Source organism: Vibrio sp. UCD-FRSSP16_30 (assembly GCF_001676025.1).
Classification (GTDB): Bacteria; Pseudomonadota; Gammaproteobacteria; order Enterobacterales; family Vibrionaceae; genus Vibrio.
On record NZ_LZFW01000057.1, the window covers coordinates 61,860 to 87,379 of the forward strand.

The 25,520-nt window shown below is 46.0% G+C and carries 2 protein-coding genes; both read right to left on the reverse strand.

The window, feature by feature from the left end; all coding sequences use genetic code 11:
* Positions 1-38 precede the first annotated feature (38 nt).
* A complete protein-coding gene (locus A9260_RS13745) occupies positions 39-24,599 on the reverse strand; it encodes an LEPR-XLL domain-containing protein (RefSeq protein ID WP_068699867.1) in 24,561 nt (8,186 codons plus the stop codon).
* A 144-nt stretch (positions 24,600-24,743) separates the two neighbouring features.
* Entirely contained in the window at positions 24,744-25,499 is a 756-nt protein-coding gene (locus A9260_RS13750) for a SapC family protein (RefSeq protein WP_068699869.1), read from the reverse strand.
* Between the last annotated feature and the right edge of the window lie 21 nt (positions 25,500-25,520).

The following is a 25,520-nucleotide window of genomic DNA, read 5'->3' on the forward strand; positions in this document are numbered from 1 at the left end:
GTGGTTACCCTTTATACCGTCCTTTTTGGTAAACCTTTTTACTTCTTAAGTGCAGACTTTTTAAGTACTGCATTTTTTGAGTAATTAGATGCAGGATGTTTCGGTGTATTTTTCGCAACAATCCAACCTGACGCCCCCACTAGACTTGCTACTGTAACCTCTAGGTCGATATTGTCATCACTGGCAAGCAACGCTTCATTAGTTGATAGATCATTACTGAGTGACTCTTTAGCAACATCTATATCTAGCGCTTGCCACTGCTGCGACGCTTGCTTCATTGCTTGATGGATATCAATCACCTTATCTAAACCGCGATCATTAACCTGCGCCGTTTCTTTTACTGCAGCTTGCTGTTTAACTGGTGCTGTTTTCGCATCGTTAGGTTGCGCTTTTTGCGGTGCATTTGGTGTAGGATTAGTCGCTGAACCGCTTGAGCCTGTTGGTAGCAACATTGCTTGTAACTGATGCACCCCCAACTGTCCCATACCTAATTGGCTCGCGCCAAATGACGACGCACCTAGTTGATTAAACGCCAGTTGAGCTTCTTGAGTAAATTCAGTCTCAGATTGCGCATCATCCGTTGCACGGTCATTAGCCACTTCTCTATAAGCTGAATCTTGATAAAGCTCATTGGCATAACCGCTAAATAGACCCGTTTGCAGGCGTCTAATTAAATCAAGTTCACCTTTCGCAAGAGACACTATCGATTCTGCTTGAGTCTCACCATCAACTTCAGCAAAGGTAAATCGACCATACTCGCCCACTAACACATCATCACTAAAGTTGGCATAGAAGAAGTCACTACCATAGTGCCCTTGCAGGTAATCTAGGCCCTCACCACCAATTAAGGTATCTTGACCACCGACAAACAAATCAATAGCTTCAAACACTATGGTGTCGTCATCGGTTCGACTGACTCGAGAGCCATCACCACCAAGCAAGTCATCGCCTGCGCCGCCATTAATCTCATCTGCGCCATAGCCGCCAAAGATAATATCGCGATCAACGCCGCCCACCAGTAAATCATCACCACCAATATCAGTATTGCCGGTTGCTACGGTTATGTATCGGCCTTCACTGTCATTGCTGATAAAGCCATCATCACCAATGATAATGGTTTCGCCAGAGGCATTATAAACTTCATCATTACCAACACCTGCAATGGCATGATCTTGACCGCCACCTAAACGAATAAGATCATCACCACCGGTTTCATTGGTCGTATCGGTACTTGCAATTAGGCGACGAACGCCATCCACATAATCCACTTCACCGTTGTCACCAACTACAATGTCATTGTCATCACCTGTGGTAATTTGGTCGCTATCGTAACCACCAAAGACTAAGTTGATGCCGTTACCCGCATTGATAATATCTGAGCCGCCGTGTTCAATGGCCGTCGTTTTCGCTTGAATTAATATGCCTTGATTATCGAAGATAAATTGTCCGTTATCTCCTATGATGCCATCTACGCCATTCGCAGTATTAATCACATCAGAGCCATGACCTGCAATAACCAGATTATCCCCTTCACCAAGAGAAACAGTGTCATCACCACCTAGCTCTTGTTCAGTACTGCGAGCAAGCGTTAAAATACCTGTAGAGTTAAAGATAAATACGCCATTATCAGCAAGCACCTGAGTGTTGCCTGAATCGGACATCACACTGTCATTGCCAAGACCGGCAATCACTCTATCATTGCCAGAGCCAAGATTAATGGTGTCTGAACCTGTCGTACTTGCATCCCTATCAAGGCTTTGCATCACGCGAATGACACCATTGACGACATCAAGCTGACCGTTATCACCAATGACCACATCTGCGCCACTGCCGGTGGTCACTTCATCATCACCAATGCCAGCAATCACAAGATTGTTACCATTACCTGCATTGATAACATCATCGCCACCAAGGCTTAACTGAGTTGATCTCGCTTGTAGTAATACGCCCGCATTATCAAAGTTTAATTGGCCATTATCACCGACTAACGTATCAGCGCCGTTAGACGTCAATATCGTGTCTGCGCCAAAACCGCCGATGACAAGATTATCGCCAAGGCCGGCAATCACTTCATCATCACCACCTAGGTTAGGCTGTGTGCTTAGAGCTTGGGTCAAAATGCCCTGTGCGTTGTAAGTGAGAATGCCGTTATCAGCCAGTACATGGGTGTCGCCAGAATCCGACTGCACACTGTCACTGCCAAGGCCGGCAATCACGCGGTCAAAACCTGTGCCCACTTGAATGGTGTCTGAGCCTGCGGTGGCATTGTCCGTATCGGTGCTTTGCAGCACGCGAATCACGCCATCAATTAAATCAAGCTGACCGTTGTCGCCGATGACCACATCTGCGCCACTGCCCGTCATAACATCATCATCACCAAAGCCGGCTATCACACGGTTATCACCGTCACCCGCATCAATGCGGTCATGACCACCTTGCGCTAGTGCAATGGACGCTGCTTGAATCAGCACACCGGCATCATCAAAGCTCACTTGCGCATTATCACCAAAGAGCAGATCGTTGCCGCTGACCGTCTGGATAAGATCAGAGCCAAAGCCGCCCACCGCTAGGTTGTTCCCTTCACCAACAAGGCTCACTTCATCATCACCACCCAACTCTGTTTGCGTGCTTAGAGCTTGGGTCAAAATGCCCTGTGCGTTGTAAGTGAGAATGCCGTTATCAGCCAATACATGGGTGTCGCCAGAATCTGACTGCACACTGTCACTGCCAAGGCCGGCAATCACGCGGTCAAAACCTGTGCCCACTTGAATGGTGTCTGAGCCTGCGGTGGCATTATCCGTATCGGTGCTTTGCAGCACGCGAATCACGCCATCAATTACATCAAGCTGACCGTTGTCGCCGATGACCACATCTGCGCCACTGCCAGTCATCACATCATCATCACCAAAACCGGCTATCACACGGTTATCGCCGTCACCCGCATCAATGCGGTCACCACCACCCTGCGCTAGTGCAATGGACTCTGCCTGAATCAGTACACCGGCATCATCAAAGCTCACTTGCGCATTGTCACCAAAGATAAGATCGTTACCACCAGCGGTCAGCAGAGTATCGGAACCAAAACCACCGATAATCAGATTATCACCCTCACCTAGGGTCACTTCATCATCACCACCAATATTGGTTTCGGTCGATATGGCATGGATTAAAATGCCGTGTTCGTTGTAGGTTAGGATACCGTTGTCGGCAAGCACTTGTGTGTTACCTGAGTCGGACTGCACCGTATCGCTGACAAAGCTAATACTCATGCCAATACCATCAACCGTTTCAAAATACTCTTCGATATAACTATCAAGACCAGCTATCACTCGGTCATCACCTGCACCGACTTTAATGGTGTCGCCGCCGGCTGTCGTGTTATCAGTATCACTGCTTTGAATGGTGCGAATTACGCCATCAATTAAATCAACCTGACCGTTATCGCCGATCACAGTATCGCGGCCGTTACCTGTGGTAATCGTATCTTGTCCCTTACCACCAATCACTAGATTGTCACCATCACCTAAGCTAACTGTGTCATTACCGCCTAGGGTTGAATCTAGTGAGGTTGCGTTAACTAAAGTCCAGCTATCATCACTGTTCACGTCGTAAGTTAGAGTGCCGTTATCAGCAATAAGATGGGTATTACCTAATAAAGAGGTAATGGTGTCATTGCCAAGGCCGCCCAACACACTATCGTTGCCAGTACCAAGGTGGATTTCATCGTTGCCAGACGCGTTTTCATCGCCTTGCTCTGTTTTCAAAATGATGGCGCTGTTACGTAGGTCAACTTCACCAAAGTCACCCAACACCCAATCATTACCCGAGCCTGACTCTACATAGTCATTGCCCGCGCCGGCGAGGATAATATCGTCATCAGCATCACCGTAAATGACATCATTACTGCCTTGCTCGGTATCAGAGGTATTAATGAAAGTCACTATGCCAGTATCAACTTGCACACTGCCCATATCACCTAAAATAATATCTTGGTCATCGCCAGTAATCGCGCTGCCTTCAGGGCCATTGCCGCCATACAGGTAATCACTGCCATTACCCCCTAGCAGGATATCATTGCCGCCATTACCTACTAGGGTATCGCTGCCACCATTAACAAATCCGCTGTTAGTCACCTCTGTAACATCAGCAAATGAAGTAGACAGAATACGATTGGTATCGGCCACTTGGTTAATGACGCCTTTATCTGCAATCACAATATCATCGCCAATGCCGGCATCGATGCTGTCATTGCCCACCGTCAATACATCAGAGGTATCAAGGTTATCGTTTTCAAGATCGGCAATATTCACAACACTCAGAATCTGCGTGCTTAAATCTAATCGGGTTGAGACATCAATATTAAAGCCTGCATCACCATAGATATGATCGGCACCCCCTAGGCCAAAGATCTGATCATTACCTGAACCACCGGCAATATGGTCGCCATATTCACTGCCAATGATGGTGTCATTACCAGCACCGCCAAATAAAGTGACTGTGCCACCCGCGCCTGATGCATCGATAACATCATTACCTGGATTGGTAAATTCACGAGCGCTATCGGTTTTTTCATCTGATGTTGCGTTGTAGGCAAAGCCATTTTGTCCGGTATCACCAAACAAAATGAGCACGCCATCTTCATCACTGCCAGTCACACTTAGCGTGTCGCTACCGCCACCACCGTGGACCACCGTAATCACTTCAGCAGCAGTATCTTCTACCACAAGGTTGTCATCACCTTGGCCTAAGAACAGTTCCACCACTTCAACATCAGCGTATTCAATGCCAACACCCATGCCTAAGCCCGTTAGGCTTGTGTCGCTCAATACACCACTGTCATTTTCTAAACTGCCGTCATTAAAGATGTTAAGTACATCCGTTTGCAGAACTTCACTTACCTCAATATTGTTGATTGGCAATTCAGTATCAATTTCTGTTGGTAACATGATGGCGACACTGAGTGCGCGAGCCTTACCTTCAGGTACACCACCCTCAATAATCAACTTGCCTTGAATACCGGTTAAGGTATGCGGTTGCAATGGTGGATTCTGCACAGGCTGTGCATCTTGTTCTTGATATTCATCATTCACAGAAAGAGTAATGGTAATTGGCTGATTCCAATTATCCGCATCAAAGGTGACGGTATTGTCATCAGCATTAAAGCGAGGATCTTCACTGCTAAATAAGGTCTGACCATCATTAAGTAAATTAATGGTCACCGCATCCGTTGGCGCTTTACTTAGCACTAGGCTGTAGTCATCATCCTGATTTTGGCTAACCAGCGTTGAACCGTCTGTTTGGGTCACAATCACGGCGCCACTGTCGTTATCAGTGACAAATAGAATCTGCTCAACATCATCTAATTGGTTGTAATCAGAATCCGCAACATTGCTGGTTGCGCTTAATTGAACACTGCCTTGGTACAGATTTTCTACATCAGCATCATCCACTGCAGTCACGCTAAAGCTCTGCACCTGATCCCAATTACTGTGATCAAAAGTTAATTCACTATCGCTAAGGGATAATTGACCACTTAAACCGCTACCAATAAGCTCAGCTAAAGAGACCGTGACCACTTCGCCAATCTCAGGCTGAGTGGATAGTCGCACATCAAACTGCGCCGCCGTGCCGCCCTCGGTGATTTGCTCGTCACCTTGAGCCATCAAAATAATATCGGCTTGGTCATTGTCAAATACACGAACTTCAACATTAGCGATATCTAGGTTATCAAAATCAGGATTGTCACTGCTGACGCTATGGCTGATGACGTATTCGCTCTCACCTTCCATCGCGCTGTCATCGATGGCTTTCACAAAAATTTGCGTGCTATCTTGCCAGTTAACACCTGATTGGTACGTCACGACTAACGATTCATAAAAGTTAATATTATCAATAGAAACCAGCACACTCGATGCCTGTCCATTGCTATTGTCTTTGTCGCTCGTAGAAGCGCGCGCCGCGGATACCGTTACATAAGCAAGGGTTGCCACATTCGGCTCGTCAACACTTAGAGATAACTCATAGCTATCTGTCATACCATCTTCATCAACCAACAAGGATTGGTTACTGATCGCAATCGCGCCGTTCTCTTCGCTTGCAACATTAAGAGAGACACCATCAACAAAAATGCCGTTATAAGCGTCATCATCACTAAACACACTGTGGTTGATAAAACTGCTACGTCCTTCGACAGAATAAGAGACGATGGATTGAGTGACATCACTGGCCACGTTAAATACGTCTGCGCCAAGGCCGCCAATAATGGTGGTTTCAACATCGGCATTGGTACTCAACACATAGAAGGTATCATCCCCTTCTAGGCCATCAAGCTCGGCAAACTCAACTCCTTGATAGCTAATGTTAAGGCCAGCACCAAAGATGCCATCTTCGGTGATCATGAAGCTATCATCACCTTCTGTACCCAACACGACCACTTTATCACTGCCTGCGCCGCCATCAATTTTCAGCGCCGCATTGATGCTGTACTCAATGGTATCTGCGCCATCACCACCAAACAGTTCAACATCGACACTGCTATTGGTTAAGCCACTATCGGCCAGCAAGAAGGCACGCACAACAAAGCTATCATCACCGGCTTCACCATAAAGCTTAGTCACCGCCTGATTTGAGTAGACTTTAATACTGTCTTCACCATCGCCACCATAAATAACCATAGGTAGGCTATTACCATTGCTTAAAAAGCCAAGGGTCGTTTCTGTGGTTTCAATTTCATCACCTGCGGCCACCATGCCAAGAGAGGCTTGACGATCACTACCAAATAGCTGACCTACTTGGAAAGTATCATTACCCGCGCCGCCATCAAGAGTCACAATTGTGCCGGTATCATCACTATAGAAACTGTCTTCGCCATCTAAACCGTTAATGATAAGGCGGGCATTGATATTGCCGTCATAGTTAATGCGTTCAACCGCGTCGCTATAACCGCCATTGCCATCATCATTAATCGCCGCCACAAAATTGGCGCGAATTAAGAAGGTATCATCACTGGCAAGTCCATTGAGCGTTAATACATCCGCCCCGTCATTAGCCGCTCCAGAGTCTTGCACATCAATAACGTAATCTTTATCTGTGCCACTGCGGTTGATGATATAGCTATCGGTACCACCTTCACCATCCAGCACTAACTGATCTTCACGAGTATTCAACTGGTTAATGGTAATCGCATCATCGCCACTGCCCAGATTAATAAAGGTATCACCGACAAGTGTTTGCGTATCCACCAGCACAGAATCATTGTCTGCGCCCATGTTAACCACAATATTTTCAGCCTGTAACATGCCTTGAATAATCAAACTGTCTTGATCATCTGCGCCGTTAATATTGATGTCGCCAGTTGCGGTCATTGATCCTTGCAGATCAATGGTTGCACCTGCTAGATCTTGATTACCTGTATCACCAACATCAACTTGAATATTAATGTTTAAGTCCGCATCCAGTACCGCACCTGATTGCAAGGTAAAGCCATCACCGGAGTTAATATTGATGTTGGCTGATGTTTCAAGAGTCACGCCCGATGCAATGGTAATATCATCATTGTCAGAGTTATCGGTTGAGGTCAGATTAATGTCCCCACCTGCCAGCATACTTTGGTCAACCGTTAATGGGCTGCGGGTAATCATGTTGATTTCGCCACCTGCGGCAAAACCATTGCTGATGCCATCAACCACACCACCCACACTCAGTGCGCCGGTATTTTCTATATAAGTACTGCCTGTGGTCGATTGACCTTGAATGTTACCCACCTGAGTCGATAGCGCTTTATCCGCACTACCAATATCCAGAGAAGCAAATAGATAAGTCTTACCTGCAACAACGTTATCGCCACTGGCATTATCATTGAGAATACGACCGGCAGGTGCGGCGATAAAGGCTATCGCGGCAATGCCAGTTTCAATGCTATTTAAGTAAAGATCGCCACGAGTTTCTGTTAGATGGGTATTATTTGCACTTGAAACAGTCAGGTTTTCACCTTCAGTTGAACCTGAATCCACTTCAAGATCATTACCGACTTGACCGACCGTATCAAAGCGCGCCGTTAGGGAAATACTTGCCCCGACCACATCCGCAATTTCAGAGGCCTCGTCCACAACGCCATCTAAAATAGCCAGGTGCGCAATCAGTTCTATATCACCTTGAGTTGACTCAACATGGTCAACATCAAGGTTGCCGTCAGTTTCATTAAGGCGAATATCATTTAATGCCGATGCATTTAATACGCCACCGGTTAAGTTGATATCCAGTAAATTACCCAGTACACCAATGCTTCCTGCATCTGCTGTAAGCACAATATCTTGAGCTCGAATATTCTCATATTCATGATCAAAGCTATCTAAAATAGACCCGTTCAGTGCTTGCAGATCGACCGTGCCACCACTTGAGTAAATGGTCGCAATATTTAAGTCAGAGTTAATTTCAGTAATATAAATATCTTGCTGCGCACGAGCAGTCAGGGTTGCATCATCTGCAAGGTCAATATTAAATCGATTACTTGCACTACCAATAGCGCCAGAGCCTGCTTCAAGAATCAGCGTGCTAGTGGCAGAAACTGAAGCGACAGTGCCGGTTTCATCGGTTAACGATTGTTTTGACTTAATGCGTACGTTGTCACCCGATATTGAGTCAATCATCATGGATTGCTCAGAGCCCAGATACACATTGCCACTTGCTGTCGCACTTATCGTGCCGGTAACCAAAACATCGATATCTTCACGCTGATCGATGACAATTTTAGTCACACTTGCCATGCGATAATCGGCTGCATTTAACGCAATAATCGAAGAAGCAATGCTTGGATCAACCTCTTCTAAATCGATGACCATTGCCGCAATGCGGTTTACTTGATAAACCTCTGAACCAATAGAGACAAAGCTATCTTGGACTAAACCTAAACTTTCCCATGTTTGATCTTGAGTATTAATCAAGGTGCTGAGATCCGGAGTACTACTAATGGCGGCGACATCCATAATGACCGCAACTTCAACACTTAATGCCGTAGAGGTTAGCGTCATAGTATCGGCGGTAACCGCAGCAATTTCGTAGAAGCTGCCTTCATCATTGGCGTTACCACTGTCACCCGCAATGCGAATTTGCATGCCTGCGACAAAACCATCAGCAATCCAACTGCCTGATTCACGGACTAAAGCATCACCGCTATCAGATTCAACCACATCTACTTCAACGCTTTGTGCACGTTCACTTAGCAAGAAGTAAACATCATTTCGCTCAGCGGCGGCCAATTGCACACGCTCATCATCGCTATAGTCACCATCAAGGTCGATTTCCACCGAACCCACTGCGCTACCAATATCATCTTTGGTGACGATAGTAATGTTCCCGCCAGCCGAAATATTGGCATCTTCAATAGAAGCTTGGGTATTGGTAATCGGTTTAAGCAAACTGCCACTAATTAGGTTTGTTAGCTCATCTTCGGTCCAAACATGCACACTGCCTGTTAGCTCAGCGCGCTGCTCGTCACTGAGTTGATATTCATACTCTGAGTCATAATCATCTGCGCCATAGCTGGCATGCAGAGCGTGATACTCAGCGGTGCGTTTGTTCACCAGTGTTTGAATTGCATCATCAACAAAGGTCTCAAGCTCAACATCCGTTAAGCCATCTTCCAAGCCAATCGTTTCATACACTTCACGATAGTATTCTTCTTCATCAGCACTTAACGCCACTTCTTCATCGGCGGTATAAACGCCATCAAATTGACCATTACGGATATTCCAATAGGTGCTGTATTCCATTTCACGAGCGGTCACATACGCATCAATGACATTGTCAATTTTATCTTGCGCGGTATCGCTGCCTTCAATTAGGCCTAGGTTCTGCCAAAGGCCGGTACTTAATTCTTCATAAGTACGCTCATCACGAGCGGTGGTATTGTTCGCATCCACCAGAGACCCTTGAGAGACGGTAATAGACACATCGCCTGAACTACTGCTGATCTCTTTGGCTAAGAAATTGCCATCCAGTTCCGTTAAGTAGATATCATTGATGGCAATCACACTCACGCTATCGGTATTTAACTCGCCGCTATCAATTACCAAGGCTTGAGACGAGGTGCCTACATGCGCTTCAGAATTGATCAATATGGTGCCACCACGCACAAGGCCAGTCTCACCCGATTGACCTTCTACGCCGCCAACAGCCGAAAGGTAAACTTCCCCACCGGTATCGGTTGCCAAACCATAACTGCTGGCCGAGGTGATGTTGTTGACCACCAATGGGCCATCCGTTTCCACAATGTTGATACGACCGCCATAAGTGCGCGCCGTAATACCGCCATTGCCATCATTATTTAGGTTGGTGTTTAGAGCGGTAATTGAAGCATCAATACTGCCATCAACATTGGTTTGAGCAACGCCACCAATATTTGAGGCGATTAATTCGATATTGTTACCACCAACAGAACCTGTCGATTGGGTATAAATATCGGCATTAGTGGTTATGGTTGTGGTGCCTTGCGTATTACTAATAGCGCCTTGAACAATGACATCCCCACCTTGATTGGAAACAATATCAATTGATCCGGCTTCTTTACCAGTGAAGGTAATCGCCACGCCGTAATCCGCTTTAATCGAGTGCGTAGATTCATCACGAACCTTACTCTCGTTAACAAATTTAGCGTAATAGGTTTTCTTGCCCCACCAAGTACTCTTCGTCCACTTACGTACTAGAGAGGTTTCTGACGACAGCTCAATATGGTTGGTATCAAAGGTATAGTCATCATCAGAATCACTTGGTACATATTCAAAATAAGCACCTTCACCACGCAGTGTCGCAGGACCTAAAGGCTCAGGGGCGCCATCAAAGACCACATCATCAGGATCTTTAGCAAACGCATCTATACCTAGCCAAGACGAGGTTGCCTCTGTGGTATAGCGACGCTCAAATTTCTCTTGGCCCATAGTCCAAGAATAACGCCAGCCCGTTTTAGGGTCATAGGTCATATCATCAGAGCCAGACGTTTCCACACCATTGGTGGTTACCGTTACGCCGTTTTCATCTTTGATATAAGTGGTTTCAAGAGGGTTGTCAGAAGTACCTTTCGCCTTATCTCTAATGATAAGCGTACCTTGACCGCGCTGTGATGCATCCAGTCCTAGAATTTTCACATCTAAGTCGGTGCTGTTCACCACGTCAATATCGGCGTAGCCACCAAGTAATTCAATTTCTGAATTGGTATTGGTATTTAAAATATGCCCTTCAAGCTCGATGTAACCACCGCTGACTCGCATATCTCCAACCACGATTTGATCGTTTGTGGCATCGTAAAATACTGAGAAATCTTCGCTATCGACATCTAGGCGAATGAGGCCGGTTGCGCCATCCGCGCGCAGTCCATCAATAGTATCTTCTAGGGATTCATCAATCTCTAAAGTGAAGCTTTCTTTACCACTTTGAATTTTACCATTGATGTTAATGTATTCAGCTGTAATCGAGATATTGTCTGCATAGATACTCGGGCCGGTAATTTCACGTCCAACCAGATCATCAATCTCAGAATCTGACGCCTCACTAAGACCATCATCACCAATTTCTTCATTCCATTTTGCGTATTCAGAACCATCAACTGAATAGACCGAACCTGGTGGCAGGCTAATAACGGTTGAGCCGCCTGTCATGATGACTTGTTCTTTTACATCAATATCAGCATAAATATTGATGTCGCCTTTACCTAAGGTAGTGGAATCTTCACCGCTTAAACTTTTCAGCTCTAAGCTACCGCTTCTATTGGTCACTTCACCATTTAAGGTAATTGAAGGCCAAGTTAATATTGCATTATTATCTGGTAGGCTAATGGCAAGCTCTGCTTGCGCTAAGTCTAAATCTACATCATTAATAATGCTGATAAGAGGCTCATCATCCACGCCCGTATCTTGACGCTCACCATTAAGATACACGCCACCATTTTCTTGCGGGATAGTGATATCGTTAACGACCAACGAGGCTAATGTGTGATTAAGAATCGATACCGATGCATCACCAGGTGATAGCACGCTGCCGGTATCTTCAAACTCGCCAGAACGAATATCAATGCGACCCGCTTCGGCGTGAATATCATCAATTGTAATCACCGATGTTGAAAGTGAAACGGCAAAGTAATCACCGCTGGCACTGACATCCATTAAGCCTTTATCAAGTAGTTCGGCTTGCAATCGAGTGATTTCAGATTTATAGAAGGCTTCGATATCGGTATCAGAATCTTCACCATCATTGAAAATAGACAGCTGTTCTTCTGCGTATTCAAGGTCTTCAAATAAGCTAGAGCTTAATGCTTCGATAGAGGTTGAGAAGCTAATACCATCAGTTTGTATCACTTCATCCACCGTTCCATCATCATTTAAGCTAATAAATTCGATGGATTGGTTTCGGCCAATACCGGTTTCAAGCGTACCGGCATTATTGACGGTACCTGTGGTGCCAATGGTCACTTCACCGCCAAGGTCGGCAGTGCCACCAAGCGCTGACGCCCAGTTAACCGTTTTGGTTTGTGCATCCATATCGGCATAACCAAAACGCTCAGCATGTAAATTCATTTGACGGGCAGTTTTGACATGCGCGCCAGAGGCAACGGTAATACTGTTGGTTTGTGATAGCGTGGCATACGCGCCGGCATCATCTACTGGAATGACGCTATCCGAGAAACTGTCTATTAGCGCATGAACTTTATAGTCATCACGATTAAAGTCCGTATCTGTACCTGCAGAAATATTCATATCGCCATAAGCGGTAATATCTGCGCCCATATCAATGAGTACGGTATTGACTGGGGTAATATTGACTGTTGAATTCGTCACAGAGACCGAAATTGCACCGCTCGAATCCGCTTCAACATTGCCCACTGCCGTACCTTGGCCGCGCGCTGAGATTTGTACATCGCCTTCTGATTCTAAAATAGCATTTTGGCCAATTCGGACCTTGGCAAGGAGCTCATCATCACTGATTTTAACGGTTGCACCCGTGCCGGCTAATGCGCCAGTGGCATTAAGAACCACCTTATCGGTAATGTCTAAATCGTTTAGCGCATTAAGGGCAATACCATCGCTGTCACCACTGCCCCAAGCCGTTAGACTTGCATCATCACCAACATCAATGGTGGTTGCCATATCCAGAACCGTTCGGCTATCTGCGCCTGCCGCACTGGCAAGGCCAACCGCAACCACATCAATTCTTCCGTCTTGGTTTTTCTCGGCGCGGTTGATTGCATCAACATTGATATCCGATGCTGTGATAAGCAAATTATCACTGTTACTTGCTCCATCACCTAAGGTCACGGTGACATCGGCTGTCACATCATGATCAATTTCAGCGCCCGATCCCGATAACAAACCACCGGATGCCACGACCACTTTGGCATCAAATTGAGCAATATGTTCCGCTTTAATATCTAAGATGCCATCGCCAGACTCTTCACCTAAAATAATCGAAGATTCATCATCGACGGTGACTTTGGTATTGCTGGTGGACGCAGTATCAGCGCCAACACCTGCGCCAGCTAACACGCCGCCACTCCCGGCAACCGCCAGCACATAATTATTTTCTGTGGCTTTGGCAACGATACTCAGATCGCCCCCTTGATAGTCGGTATTAGACTGAGTCACTAGAGTATCGATATCGGTATTACTGTCGGCAAACACTACACCGGCGGAAATGAACCCAGCCGATATGCCATACGCTTCTGAGGTTTGCTCAGCACTGGCAATGGCTTTAACGGTGCCGTCACCTGCCGCTTCAATATCAGAATCGGTCATACTAACGCCAATATCACCCGTCACGTCACTTTCAACAAATACCCCAGCGCCAGAAAAGCCCAGTCCTAATGAAACGGAAGCGGCGATACCGGTAGTAAATACATCATCGGTTGTTTTAGCCGTTAATGTGAAATCACCACTGCCCTGCAGATTTGAATTATCAATGTCACTATTAAGGTCAACATCAACAATATTGACCACACGAGATGCGCCGATTGAAATAGCAATACCTGCCGGTGCAAATGCGCCAGCAATGGTAGCAGCTGCGGCCGTAGCATCTATATCGGAAGTGCTTGATGAAGTGACTGATATATCGGTTGCGGTTACTTGAGTGCTGTCTTTAATATAACTATCAAGGTCAGCATAGACTTCGTTTTCTACGCGCACAGCTGCGCCAGAAATTGCTGCGCCACCTGCGCCGCCAACAACAGCCGCACTGCCTGAGCCTACGCCTGAGTTGATGGTCATATCTAACGTCGAATCAATTTCAAGCGCGCCAGAGGCGTACAGTTCACTGTTATCAACGTAGCTTGTTACTACAATGCGATCGCTGTCTGCGCCAATTTCATTCACCGCAACCGAACCGCCAAGAGACACCCCAAGACCGCCCCCTGCGCCGCCAGCACCCGCCACCGAAACAGCGGCCACTGTTGAGTTGATTTTCGAAGTATTGTCCGCTTTGACATCGACATTGCCTACAGTGCTATCCGCCGATTCACCGAGGGCACTATTTGCAATGTAAGCCTGCGTTTCACCATAAATATAATTGACTGTTTCAGCGCCAGCGCCGCTAATCGCGACCCCGCCACCAACGCCGCCAGCCGCTGCAATAGAAGCTGCAACGGCCGTTGCATCAATGGTGTTATCAGTCGTTGCGGTCACGCTAATATCACCGCTACTTAGCTCGCCAACGTCAGTGATATAGCTTGATGTGTTGGCATCCACTGTATTTTCAGCCAGCGCCACACCAACACTTAAAGAAACGCCACCACCTGCGCCAAATGCGGCGGCTAATGAAGCAGCGCCTGCATCGGCTGTAATCTTACTGGTATTATCAGCATCTAAATCAACAGAACTACTGCTAATGATCTTGCTAGAAGCTGAGCTATTATCGATATAGGTTTCTACGTCGGTATAGATATCATTGACAGTACTAACACCTGCACCTGCGCCCGATACACCACCACCGGCGCCACCAGAAATGGCCATACTACCTGCGCCAACACCTGAGAATACCGTCATGTTTCCGTCAGCATCAAGGTTAAGCGCACCTGTGGTCGTAATACCACTGTTCTTCACATAAGAGCGCACCGCTTGACGGGAACCGCTATTACCTATGTTATTACTGGCAAGCGCCGCACCAATCGCTACGCCAACACCACCACTCGCACCTGCCGCAGCGGAAACCGCAACCGCCACTACCGTGGCATCAATATCAGAGGTATCGGAAGCTGTGAGGCTAACTTGGCTTGCGCTATCAATTTGCGAGCCTTCAATATAGGCCAGTGTTTCACCATTGATGCTATTGACCGCTTCTGCGCCCGCACCACTAATGGAAACTGCGCCGCCTGCGCCTGCAGCAAAAGAAGCGGTTGCCGCAACCGAGGTTGCATCAATATCATTGGTTGTTGAAGAAGAAACGCTGATCGCGCCACTGCTGTCTACTGAGCCTGCATTTAATAGATAAGAGGATGTATTCACATCAATGGTATTGTCAGCAATAGAAATACCAATGGTAAGTGTTCCAGCACCGCCAGCACCTGCTGCAATACCTAAAGAAGCCGAGCCTAGCTCCGCAGTAATGGTTGATTCACTGGTTGCACTGATTGAAATACTGTTAGCACTAATGGTTGCGCTAGCCGCGTTTGAATTATCGATATAGCTTGCAACTGCAGCATAAACATCATTGGTTGCCGAAACGCCAGAGCCTGCGCCCGCAAGACCGCCACCGGAGCCCCCTGCCACTGCCATACCTCCCGCGCCAACACCGGCAAAAATGGTCATATCACCACTTGCTGTCAGTGATAAATCACCGGAAGCGTTAACACTTGAGTCTTGAATGTACGAAGCAATAGAGAGCCTATCACCTGACGTGCCGATTTCATTTTCAGAAACGGATGCACCAATCGACACACCAATACCGCCTCCTGAACCGCCGCCACCAGCAACCGATACCGATGCCACCGTTGCGCTAATATCAGAGGTATTTTCTGCATCAAGCGTCACAGCGCCTGCATTTTCAACATCGACTCCATCAAGATAAGTCAGTGTTTCACCATGAATCGAGTTAATGGAATTAGCACCAGCACCACTAATCGATAAACCGCCACTTGAACCAAAAGCAACCCCTAGAGATGCGGCTACTGATAGAGAATCAATGGTGTTATCGGTTGAGGCATCAATATCTAATGCCCCAGTACCTAAATCAACATCCGCGCCAGCAACATAAGCACGAGTATTGTTGTCAATTTCATTGCGAGCTAATGCGACACCAATGGTAACGGCTACCGCGCCACCCGAAGCAAAGCCAGCTGCAACCGATGCTGCAGCGGCGTCTGCGTCAATATCAGACACGTTACTGGCATTAAGGGTTAACGACGCACCTTTTATAGTTTGATTGGCCGCTGAGCCATTATCAATATAAGCATCAACATTGGCATAAATCTCATTAAGCGCGCTTACACCGGTACCAGATGCTGCGACACCAACACCACTGCCTCCTGCGGCAATCGCCATTGAACCTGCGCCTACTCCGGCATCAATATCTAAATCAGCTGTTGAGGTAATGGTGATATTACCTGACGTATCGATATCGGAATCAATCACGCTCGCAATCACAGACAAACGATTGCCTGACGAGCCAATATTATTTTCAGTTTCTGCAGCGCCAATCGAGACACCCAATCCGCCATCAGTACCGACAGCACCTGCCACAGAAACGGCAGCGATTTCAGCATTGACCTTAGAGGTATTGCTGGCATTAATTGAAATATCGCCAGAGCTGTATATTTGGCTGTTTGCGATTGAAGCTTTCGTTGAACCCGCAATAGCATTGATGGCATTTGCACCCGCGCCTGTTGCAGAAATGGTGCCCGAACCCCAACCTAAAGCAAAAGAGGTCGCAACTGAAGTCGCGGTAATGGTCGCGTTAGACGTCGCAATCACACTGACACTGCCTGCTCGGTCATCACTTGCGCCAATATCAACATTATCAATTAACGCAACCGTATCATTGTCGATATCGTTTTCAGCCAGTGCCACACCAATGCTTAAACTGACCGCGCCCGATGATGCAGAGAAAGTACCGGCAATGGATGCACCCACCACCGCACTGGTAATTGAACTAGTATCTTTCGCCTCAACAGAGATGGAACCCGCTTTGATAACATGGTCAGCTTCAACCGCGGAAATACCTGAAGTGGTATCAATCATCACTGAATTTTCAGTAGATGCGCCAACGCCACTTAACGCGCCAGCCACACCATCGTTTGAATTGGCTAAAGCCACTGAGGCTGCAACAACAACCGCAGTGATTTCTTGTTTGCTTTCAGCGTAAGTCTCTACCGCGCCAGCAATATCGACACTCGAATCGGTAATAGTCGCACTAATCGCATTCGCACTACCGCTGTCATCTCCAATACGGTTTTGCGCTAAAGCTACTCCGATACCACCTGAGACCCCCGTACCTGTCGTCGCACCAGCCCAGGCTATGGATGCCGAAATGACCGTAGCACTGATATCACCATCGGCATCAGCACTAACATATAAACCCGTATCGGCCGATGATGGATCGTTAGTGGTAGTCAGCTGGTCAATGGTACTGCCATCAACTTGAGCAATGGTGTCACCATAAACTTCATTCTCTACAGAAGCGCCACTGCCCGATAAGGTAATCGTTGTTTCGCTGCCACTTTGTAAACCAATAGAAGGCGCAACCACCACACCAATAATATCGGTTTCGTTATGCGCTTTTACCTCCATTATTGAGGTATCTAAATCCTCACTTGGCAAAGTAATGGTGCTATCGAGTACTTTGGCGCGGGTATTCATGCGCACCGTGTTGTAACTCACGGCTGCGGCTACTGATAAACCAACCTTAGTATCAAAGTTTGGTGAGGTGTCTTTACTGACACCAGCGCCAATGGCAACCGATAAAATATCCGCTTCACTATTGGCTTGATGACGTACTTTACCGCTGGTTACGTCCATATCCACATTACTGATCAATGCATCAATGTCACTTTCAATATTATTTTCTGAATAGGTCACGGCCACGCTGCCATTGCCTGCGTAAGCTACGCCCAAGGCAACTGCGTAAATTTCTGAACTGTCTTTTGCTTCGATATCAACGGCCAAATTATCGCTATCTTTACCACTGACCGTGGCCGAATCAACATCAATTAAGAAGGCATCAACATCATTAATCACATTGTTCACCGAGACATTACCGGTAATGGCAATGCTGGTGGTATTTGAACTTTCTGGCGTATCTGCCACCCCAGAAAGCGCGGCAGATACTGAAGCGCTGACCACTGTGGTATTGTTAGTCGCATTAATCGATAAACTGCCTAACGTCAGATTATTGATGCCGGAAATGCCCGCATCGATATCAACGTCCACATCATTACGTAAACCAATACCTGCCGCTGCTAAAGCAAACTTTTGCGCATCTGAACTGGAATAAGCAATAGGGAAGGCAAAGACACCTGAGTTATCAACGGCCTCTAGGGTTAACGCTTCTGCATTAAAGCTATTTAAGTTGTAGATAGAAGCAGAAGTGGTGTGATCCACAATATTAAAGATAAAGGCACCCGACACTGAAATGCCGTATGAACTGTTGTTCGTTTTTGGTGTATCTCCGCCTGAAGGGGCAACTTTACCCGTTGCCCATGCCGCACTAATCGCAGAGCCGATAATAAAGCCATCACTGCTTGCCGCAACTTTCACGTCGCCGTTAACATCAATATCACCACTGCGACTTGCTGCATCTTCGCTGCCTATCTCAGCTTTAGTCACTTTAGTCACGATATTGACAATAGAGGATGCACCCACCCCAATTGCGCCGCCCGATGCGCCGCCTCCGGCAACAGTAATAATATCCACGCGGTTATCGGCAGTGACCGTCAAGCGCTCAACATCACCTAGGTTAGAAATGCGCGTACCAACCATTAAATCCACGCCTGATTCAATGCGAGCCTGGGTATCGGTTTCGACAATATTGTTAATAAATAGACCCGATAAACCTAATGTGCCTTTACCGTAACCGGCTGAATAACCAAGGTTAATCGCAAACACATTGCTATCGGCGTCAACGGTAAGATCGTCAGCATACACCATAGCGCCATCTTCAATAATGGCAGTACTGTCTAAGGTTACGGTATTGATATAAACGCTCACACCAGAGCCATTTAACGATTCTGATTGGCCTGATTTTTCAGCTATAGTACTTAGAATTGGAATGTTAGAGTTGGTCGCGGTCATTAGACCGACATAATCCACTTGCTGATTGATAGTATTTGAAGTGACTGCCATATCACGATTGCTCGATGATAAGCCGCCTAAGAAAGAATCAACAATATCATGGTAAGCTTTATCGCTTACCTCATCGAAGGTATTTTCTAGATCCGTTCGTTGGTTTATCTGAACCGTACCGCCGACCTTAGCGTTCGCGTTTTGATACACATTCAGATAGCCAAAATTAAGGCCAATAGAGACTTTCGCTCCCGCGGCCTCCGATTTTATGGTGTTATCAATCAGGTAAAGATCAGAATCACCACCTAATAATTGGCTTGGCAAGCTGGTCACTTTGTCGCCCAGAAGCTCCCATAGCGTGACATCGCTAAAGTCGGAAGTAGAAAGGCGCAACGTTTGTTGTTCATCACCAATAAATTTATAAACCGCACCTAAAAAACCAATATCCGGTTGCTGAGACTCAGACTCTTGTTGCCAGTCATAATCTTTATAGTGAAAACCAACTAAATCGTTTGGACTGACCACGTAGTCAGTATCAATATCACTTGGTTGAATAAAGTCAGGCTTAACGTATTTAAAGGTGGTATCTGGGCTGATAAGACCGGTTAAGTTTTCAGTATGAGCATCTAAGGTAAATTTATCTAACACACCTAACTGAGTATTACCCTGCACTAATGCATTGGCATTGTTGTCCATATCCGCAATCATGACCGATACAGCACCGCCAAATGGCACTTGGTTAAATGCACTCTTAGTACCGGTAGAACCCGAAAGCTGAGACATTTGTGAAACAGAACTTGAGGTTGATGATACGCTGGTTAACTGGCGGCTTTGTACCTGAGCATTTTGCTCAAGAGAGCCTCCAACTTGAATATCACTACTTTTATCTTCAAGACCAATCAATGCGTTGGCATTATTAGTATCATCGGCATAACCAAAGGCGATACCCAAGGTAAATTTGGTTGGTTTTAATCGATCTGACGGCGATATACGCTTGGTAATAAAATTAGGTAAGAAGGTATTGGCGGCAACGTTGGCCGCTTTTTGCTTATATTTATCTTTGAAGTTATCTAAAATGCTTGGCACACGGTCGACTATCGCTTCAACTTCGGTCCCCCAAACACCGTCGACTCTTCCTTGCTTATGCTCGGCATTAACATCCACGTCGCCTGCAATAATGATGTCTCCAGCAAGCGTTGCATTGGTATCGCCATGCTCAATATGAATCGCAACACTGGCGGCAAGCTTACCTTTTGCTCCCGCGTCACTTAACGCGCCTACATAAGTAAAATCTGAGGTATAGGCTGAAACTTCAAGATCGCCTTCTCCGATAATCAGCGCTGTATCTGACACTAACGTAGTTGAATCACTTTCTAGTATGCCAACGGCGACACTGGCAGCAAATCCTTTAAAGCCATAATACGGTTCAGCGGCCACTTTCAAGTAGTTTTCGACACTGGAGGTGATGACAACATCCCCCTCAGCAATGACCGTACCATTCATCTCTACATTCGCATCAGAGCGAATACTGCCAATGGCAACGGAAAATAAAATCGCGATTGGTTCTGATTTTACGCGAGCAATAGAATGAGATTCAATGGTGACGTTATCACCCTTAATGACTGCATTCTCATCAATAGTAATTGTGGTGTCTACTTGAGAGCGGGAATAGCCAAAGAACAAGGAGAAGTTTTCTAATTCGGCTTTAAAATCTTTAATGCTGAGCTCGTCAGACTCTAAAGAATCGCCCCCGTAGTTAACAGGACTATCGGGATTGGTTTCGGCAAATGCAATAATCGTGACATCTCGACCTTCAATGCTAGCCGCGCCAATAGTGACGCTGGCACTCACATCATCGTAGTTATAAAAACCAATGCCTTTAATTGCATTTTGCGAGTCAGATGCAATGATATTAATATCACCACTTTGACCAAGAGATAAGCCTGTCGCCGAGATATTCACGCCATCATCGATGTTGATATGGCGAGCATAGAAGCCAATATCGCCTGCAAAATCGGCGTTGTCATCCGTCACTACATCAGCACTGACGGTAATAGTGCCACCAACTTCAAACTTAACTGATTGACCGACTAAAAACACATCGCTGTTGATCGTCAGATCACCACTTGACTCACTCACTAATGAGTAGTTATCACCGGTAATATTGGCAAAAGCAAAATCACTCACTGAGAAAATTTCACTGCCACCATAGAAAACGACATCATTGCTTACTGCAAGGTCGGACACAGTCACGTTAACTGCATCAATGCGAGAGTCCACATAAATTCTAAATTCATTAATGCCAATACCACCGATAAGATCAGCGGTAGTATCAAACGCATCTAATGTGGCATCAATGGTCGCCGTTGAGGCATCAATTAAGGTCGCGCCCGCTACTGCTGTAATTTCAGCATGTTCAATATCTTCAATCGTGACACTTTTATCGGTTTGCGCATCGCCTTTCCAAACCAATGCACCATCGGTTATATCCACCTGAGTATGGGTGACGGTGGTAGCACTTGAGACGGAATCGTAACCGCCTAGGCCTTGTACTGTGGCATCGTCATCATCAATGACAAAAAGATCCATACCTTGCGAGCCGACAAAGCTGTCTGTACCTGCATTACCACGCTGAGTGGTCAGTTGCGCGGATGCCATTAAGCCTAAGCTGACACCCGTAACCATATCACTGGAAACTAACGCACCATCAAGACCCAACACGCTTAGAATTGAACTATCGTCACCTGAAACATTAAACGCAGAAATACCAGAAATGGAAAGTTGGCTGGTACTTTGATCAAAAGAGGCAAACATCGCGCCACTTTCTCTATCATCAGCTAAATTGATCATCGCGATCAATTCTTCGAGTGTCTGCGCCGTTTGCGTATCAACTTCTAAAACCGCACTATCATCATCTAGAGTAAACAGTAACGAGAATTCGCTCAGATCAGCCCAGCCATCAAGTTGATAGATATCGGTGGTTTCTGATAAGCCCGAAAAGTCCGTTGCATTAAAGGTATCGTCACCATCTGCACCTATCAGCTCTGCACTTTCAAAGCCCAGTAAACTAATCGTCGCCAGGTCAGTAATAAGAGCATCGTTATTCAGATCAAAACTGTGGGCAGCACCGGTATTGCCACTCATATCCGCGGTTAATGTATCTTCACCTTCTCCGCCAATAACGGTATCGCTAGATTCACCCGAGATAGTAACAAAATCATCCCCCGCTCCCGCATCAATGACATTACTGCCTTGCGAGCCACGAATGGTATCACTGCCTGCAAGAGTCGAAATTGTGCTGTTACCCAAAAACTCATACAGATCAACATCATCGGCGCCAACGCTACCTTCAAGCTCAATAAAATCACTCGAATCAAAACCAATTAGCGTATCTAATACTTGCGTACCTACTTGCGATAAAGTCGCAGTGGCATCATTGCTAGCGGCAATAGAATCGATGATAGGCTGACCTGAATAAAGCCCTGAAAACTCAATGCTCCAACCATCTGTTTCTTGAGTAACAATCAGCTGACCATAAGCAAGATCTAACGCTTTTTCGATAGCACGTGATACATCACGAGCGCCCGAATCCCATGCAATTTCATCCGTAACCAGTGTTTGTGAGTCAACATCTATGCTTAATGTATAGCCAGAGCCGCTCGTAATGGCAGGTAATGAAAGCGCAATAATTTCATTTACGCCATGAGAAAGATCCAACTCATAGCTTCCTACTAACGCAGCAATACTTGCTCGGCCTTCAAATGATTCCTGAATGGTGTCAACGCCAGCGCCAGAGGTAAAACTGTCAGCGCCCCCAAGACCAATCAGCGTATCGCCATGATCTGAGGCATATAACGTATCGGCAAGCTCTGTACCCTCAAGGGTAATATCAAAATCGTTGGCTAATCTAGCGTCTAAAGTGTAGCCAGCAATGTCGTCATCATTTGATAACGCTTTAATATAAACGGTTTCTACATCCGTTAAGGTATCGACTTCATCATCACTGACCTTGATGGTATTGCCGTCAATGACCACATCTGCCGCTCTAACAGTGATGACTTCATCACTGCCATCGCCACCATCAATAGTGTCACTGCCCGCAGCGCCAACAAAAACATCAGAGCCAGAACCACCCAATAATGTATCTGAACCTGCGCCGCCGACAAGATGCACATCCAACTCAGATTGTGAGAAATCAAAATAGTTATCGCCACTGCCACCTTCGGCAGCCAGTAACGCAACATCAAAAATAGTGATGGTTTGATCTAAGGTTTCAGTGAAGGTTGCGCCATCCCAAGTACCACCTTGATAGACATAATCAATATCAGAATCGTCACTGTCTAACTGAACCGTTAGATCGATGCCTGTCGCCGCCGATTCTTTAAATAAAACCGTGTCATAACCGCCATAGCCATCAACACTGTCGCCAAAACCGACAACAAAAATGTTGTTGTTAGTATCACCCACAAAACTATCGGCATAATCAGAACCAATAAGAGTGCTCATGCCTGTTACACTGTCAAAACCTGTGACTAATTCGTTCTCAAGATCAATGGTTACGCCTTCGCTGTAACCACTATAATCAAGGTAATCACTGCCACTACCACCAAGCTCATCAAAGCCTTTAAAGGCTATTGACGTTGATGAGGCTGAATCTAGAATGCCACCAACTTCATCTTGCAGGGTAGAAAGAACGCCTTCTCCTTCACCATCAATTTGCCAGTTATAGCTATTATTGACCGCAGCTAGTACATGAATAGAATCATCACTTTGCGTCGCTTCAATAGTTTCAGTATTTAAAAATTCGACGGTTCCGTTGTCACCAAGGTTACCTTCGTTATCACCGTTTATCTGCCAATTACTGGTGGTTACCGTGCTAGCAACAGCGACAGTATCTGAACCTTCACCACCATCAAACTGGACAATAAAATTACTCTCTCCAAGATCGAGAAAAGATTGATCCACAGTGAATGTGTCATCTCCGTCAGTGCCGGTGACGGTAATAACACTGGCTGAGCCAATACTATCGAGCTTACGCTCCGCAAGTACTGCGCCATTATCTTGATTGTCAATTAGTTGGATATATTGCTCATTGGATGCATTTTCTACCACTTGCAGAGTGACATCATTAGCATCAGCCACTAACGTGGCTAAAGGATCGGCAGAAAGCAGCAGCCTTGGCTCCAACTGTTCGATAGCAAAGGTATTATTTTGCGCAGGTGACAGCCCCCATTTTGAGGATTTGATGGCATTGTTAATGCTCGTCATCAAATTCGATAGTTTCGGGGTTGTCGAAGCATGTTTAGCCTGCTTTGATACTTTAAAATCGTCCAGTTGTTTATCCATAACTTTAACCTTCATAAGGCACTGCGGCACCAGCAACCCTACGTCTAATGTGGATTTCATATCCACTAAAAGCAAAAACGCACAGCCCTAGGGCTGTGCTATCCATTTAATTAAAGAGCAATCTTTTGCTCTTTTTGTTCGCAACTAGTGAACACTGCCATGCTCGTCGCTGCGACTTTGTGCTGGTTGAGTGTTCTGCAACATCTTGTTCAGGTTGCGAAGAGAATGCAGATGCAAATAAACAAGCTCTAGTCCATCGGAAGCAAACAGTGCCGATAGGTCTTCTTGTTTCAATGCTTTAAGCTTCTCTTTATTGATGACTTTAAAGCCAGTCAAAGTGCGTTCTTCACCCGTAGGTAAAGTGAACTTCGCGCCCATGTCCTCAAATAGATCAAGCTCTACAAGTTTTTCGCAAAATGCTTGAGTTCGTTGATAGTGATTTTGATAGTCTTGTAAGAAGCTCAGCACTTTTTCGAGATATTGAGTTTGAGCACCCTCAGAATCAAATAAACGCTCGCCTTTATCGTCTTGATTACAGCCAGAATAAGACTCATCAATACACAAAGTGAGTGTTTTATCTTCATCAGTACTTGCAAAAACAAAAGGATAACGTCTAACAAATGCAGGGATATATTTAGCTACCCACTGACCTTGGTCATTAACATATAAATTTTCATCTTGCTTGATACCCATAACCACAACAGGAAGAAGTTGCTTTCCTTCACCGGCAAACACAATTGAATAATCTTGAGCTGCATGAGGAAACTCAGCGGCCATCAAAGGTACAGAATTGACCTTTTTAGCAAAATCGTAGTTATTCTCAGCCTTAATCGACCAGTTTTGATGGCGCTTCTTATTGACTGCTTCTACTTGTCCGTAAATCAATAGTTGTGTAGCCACGTTGAACTCCTTTTCATATAA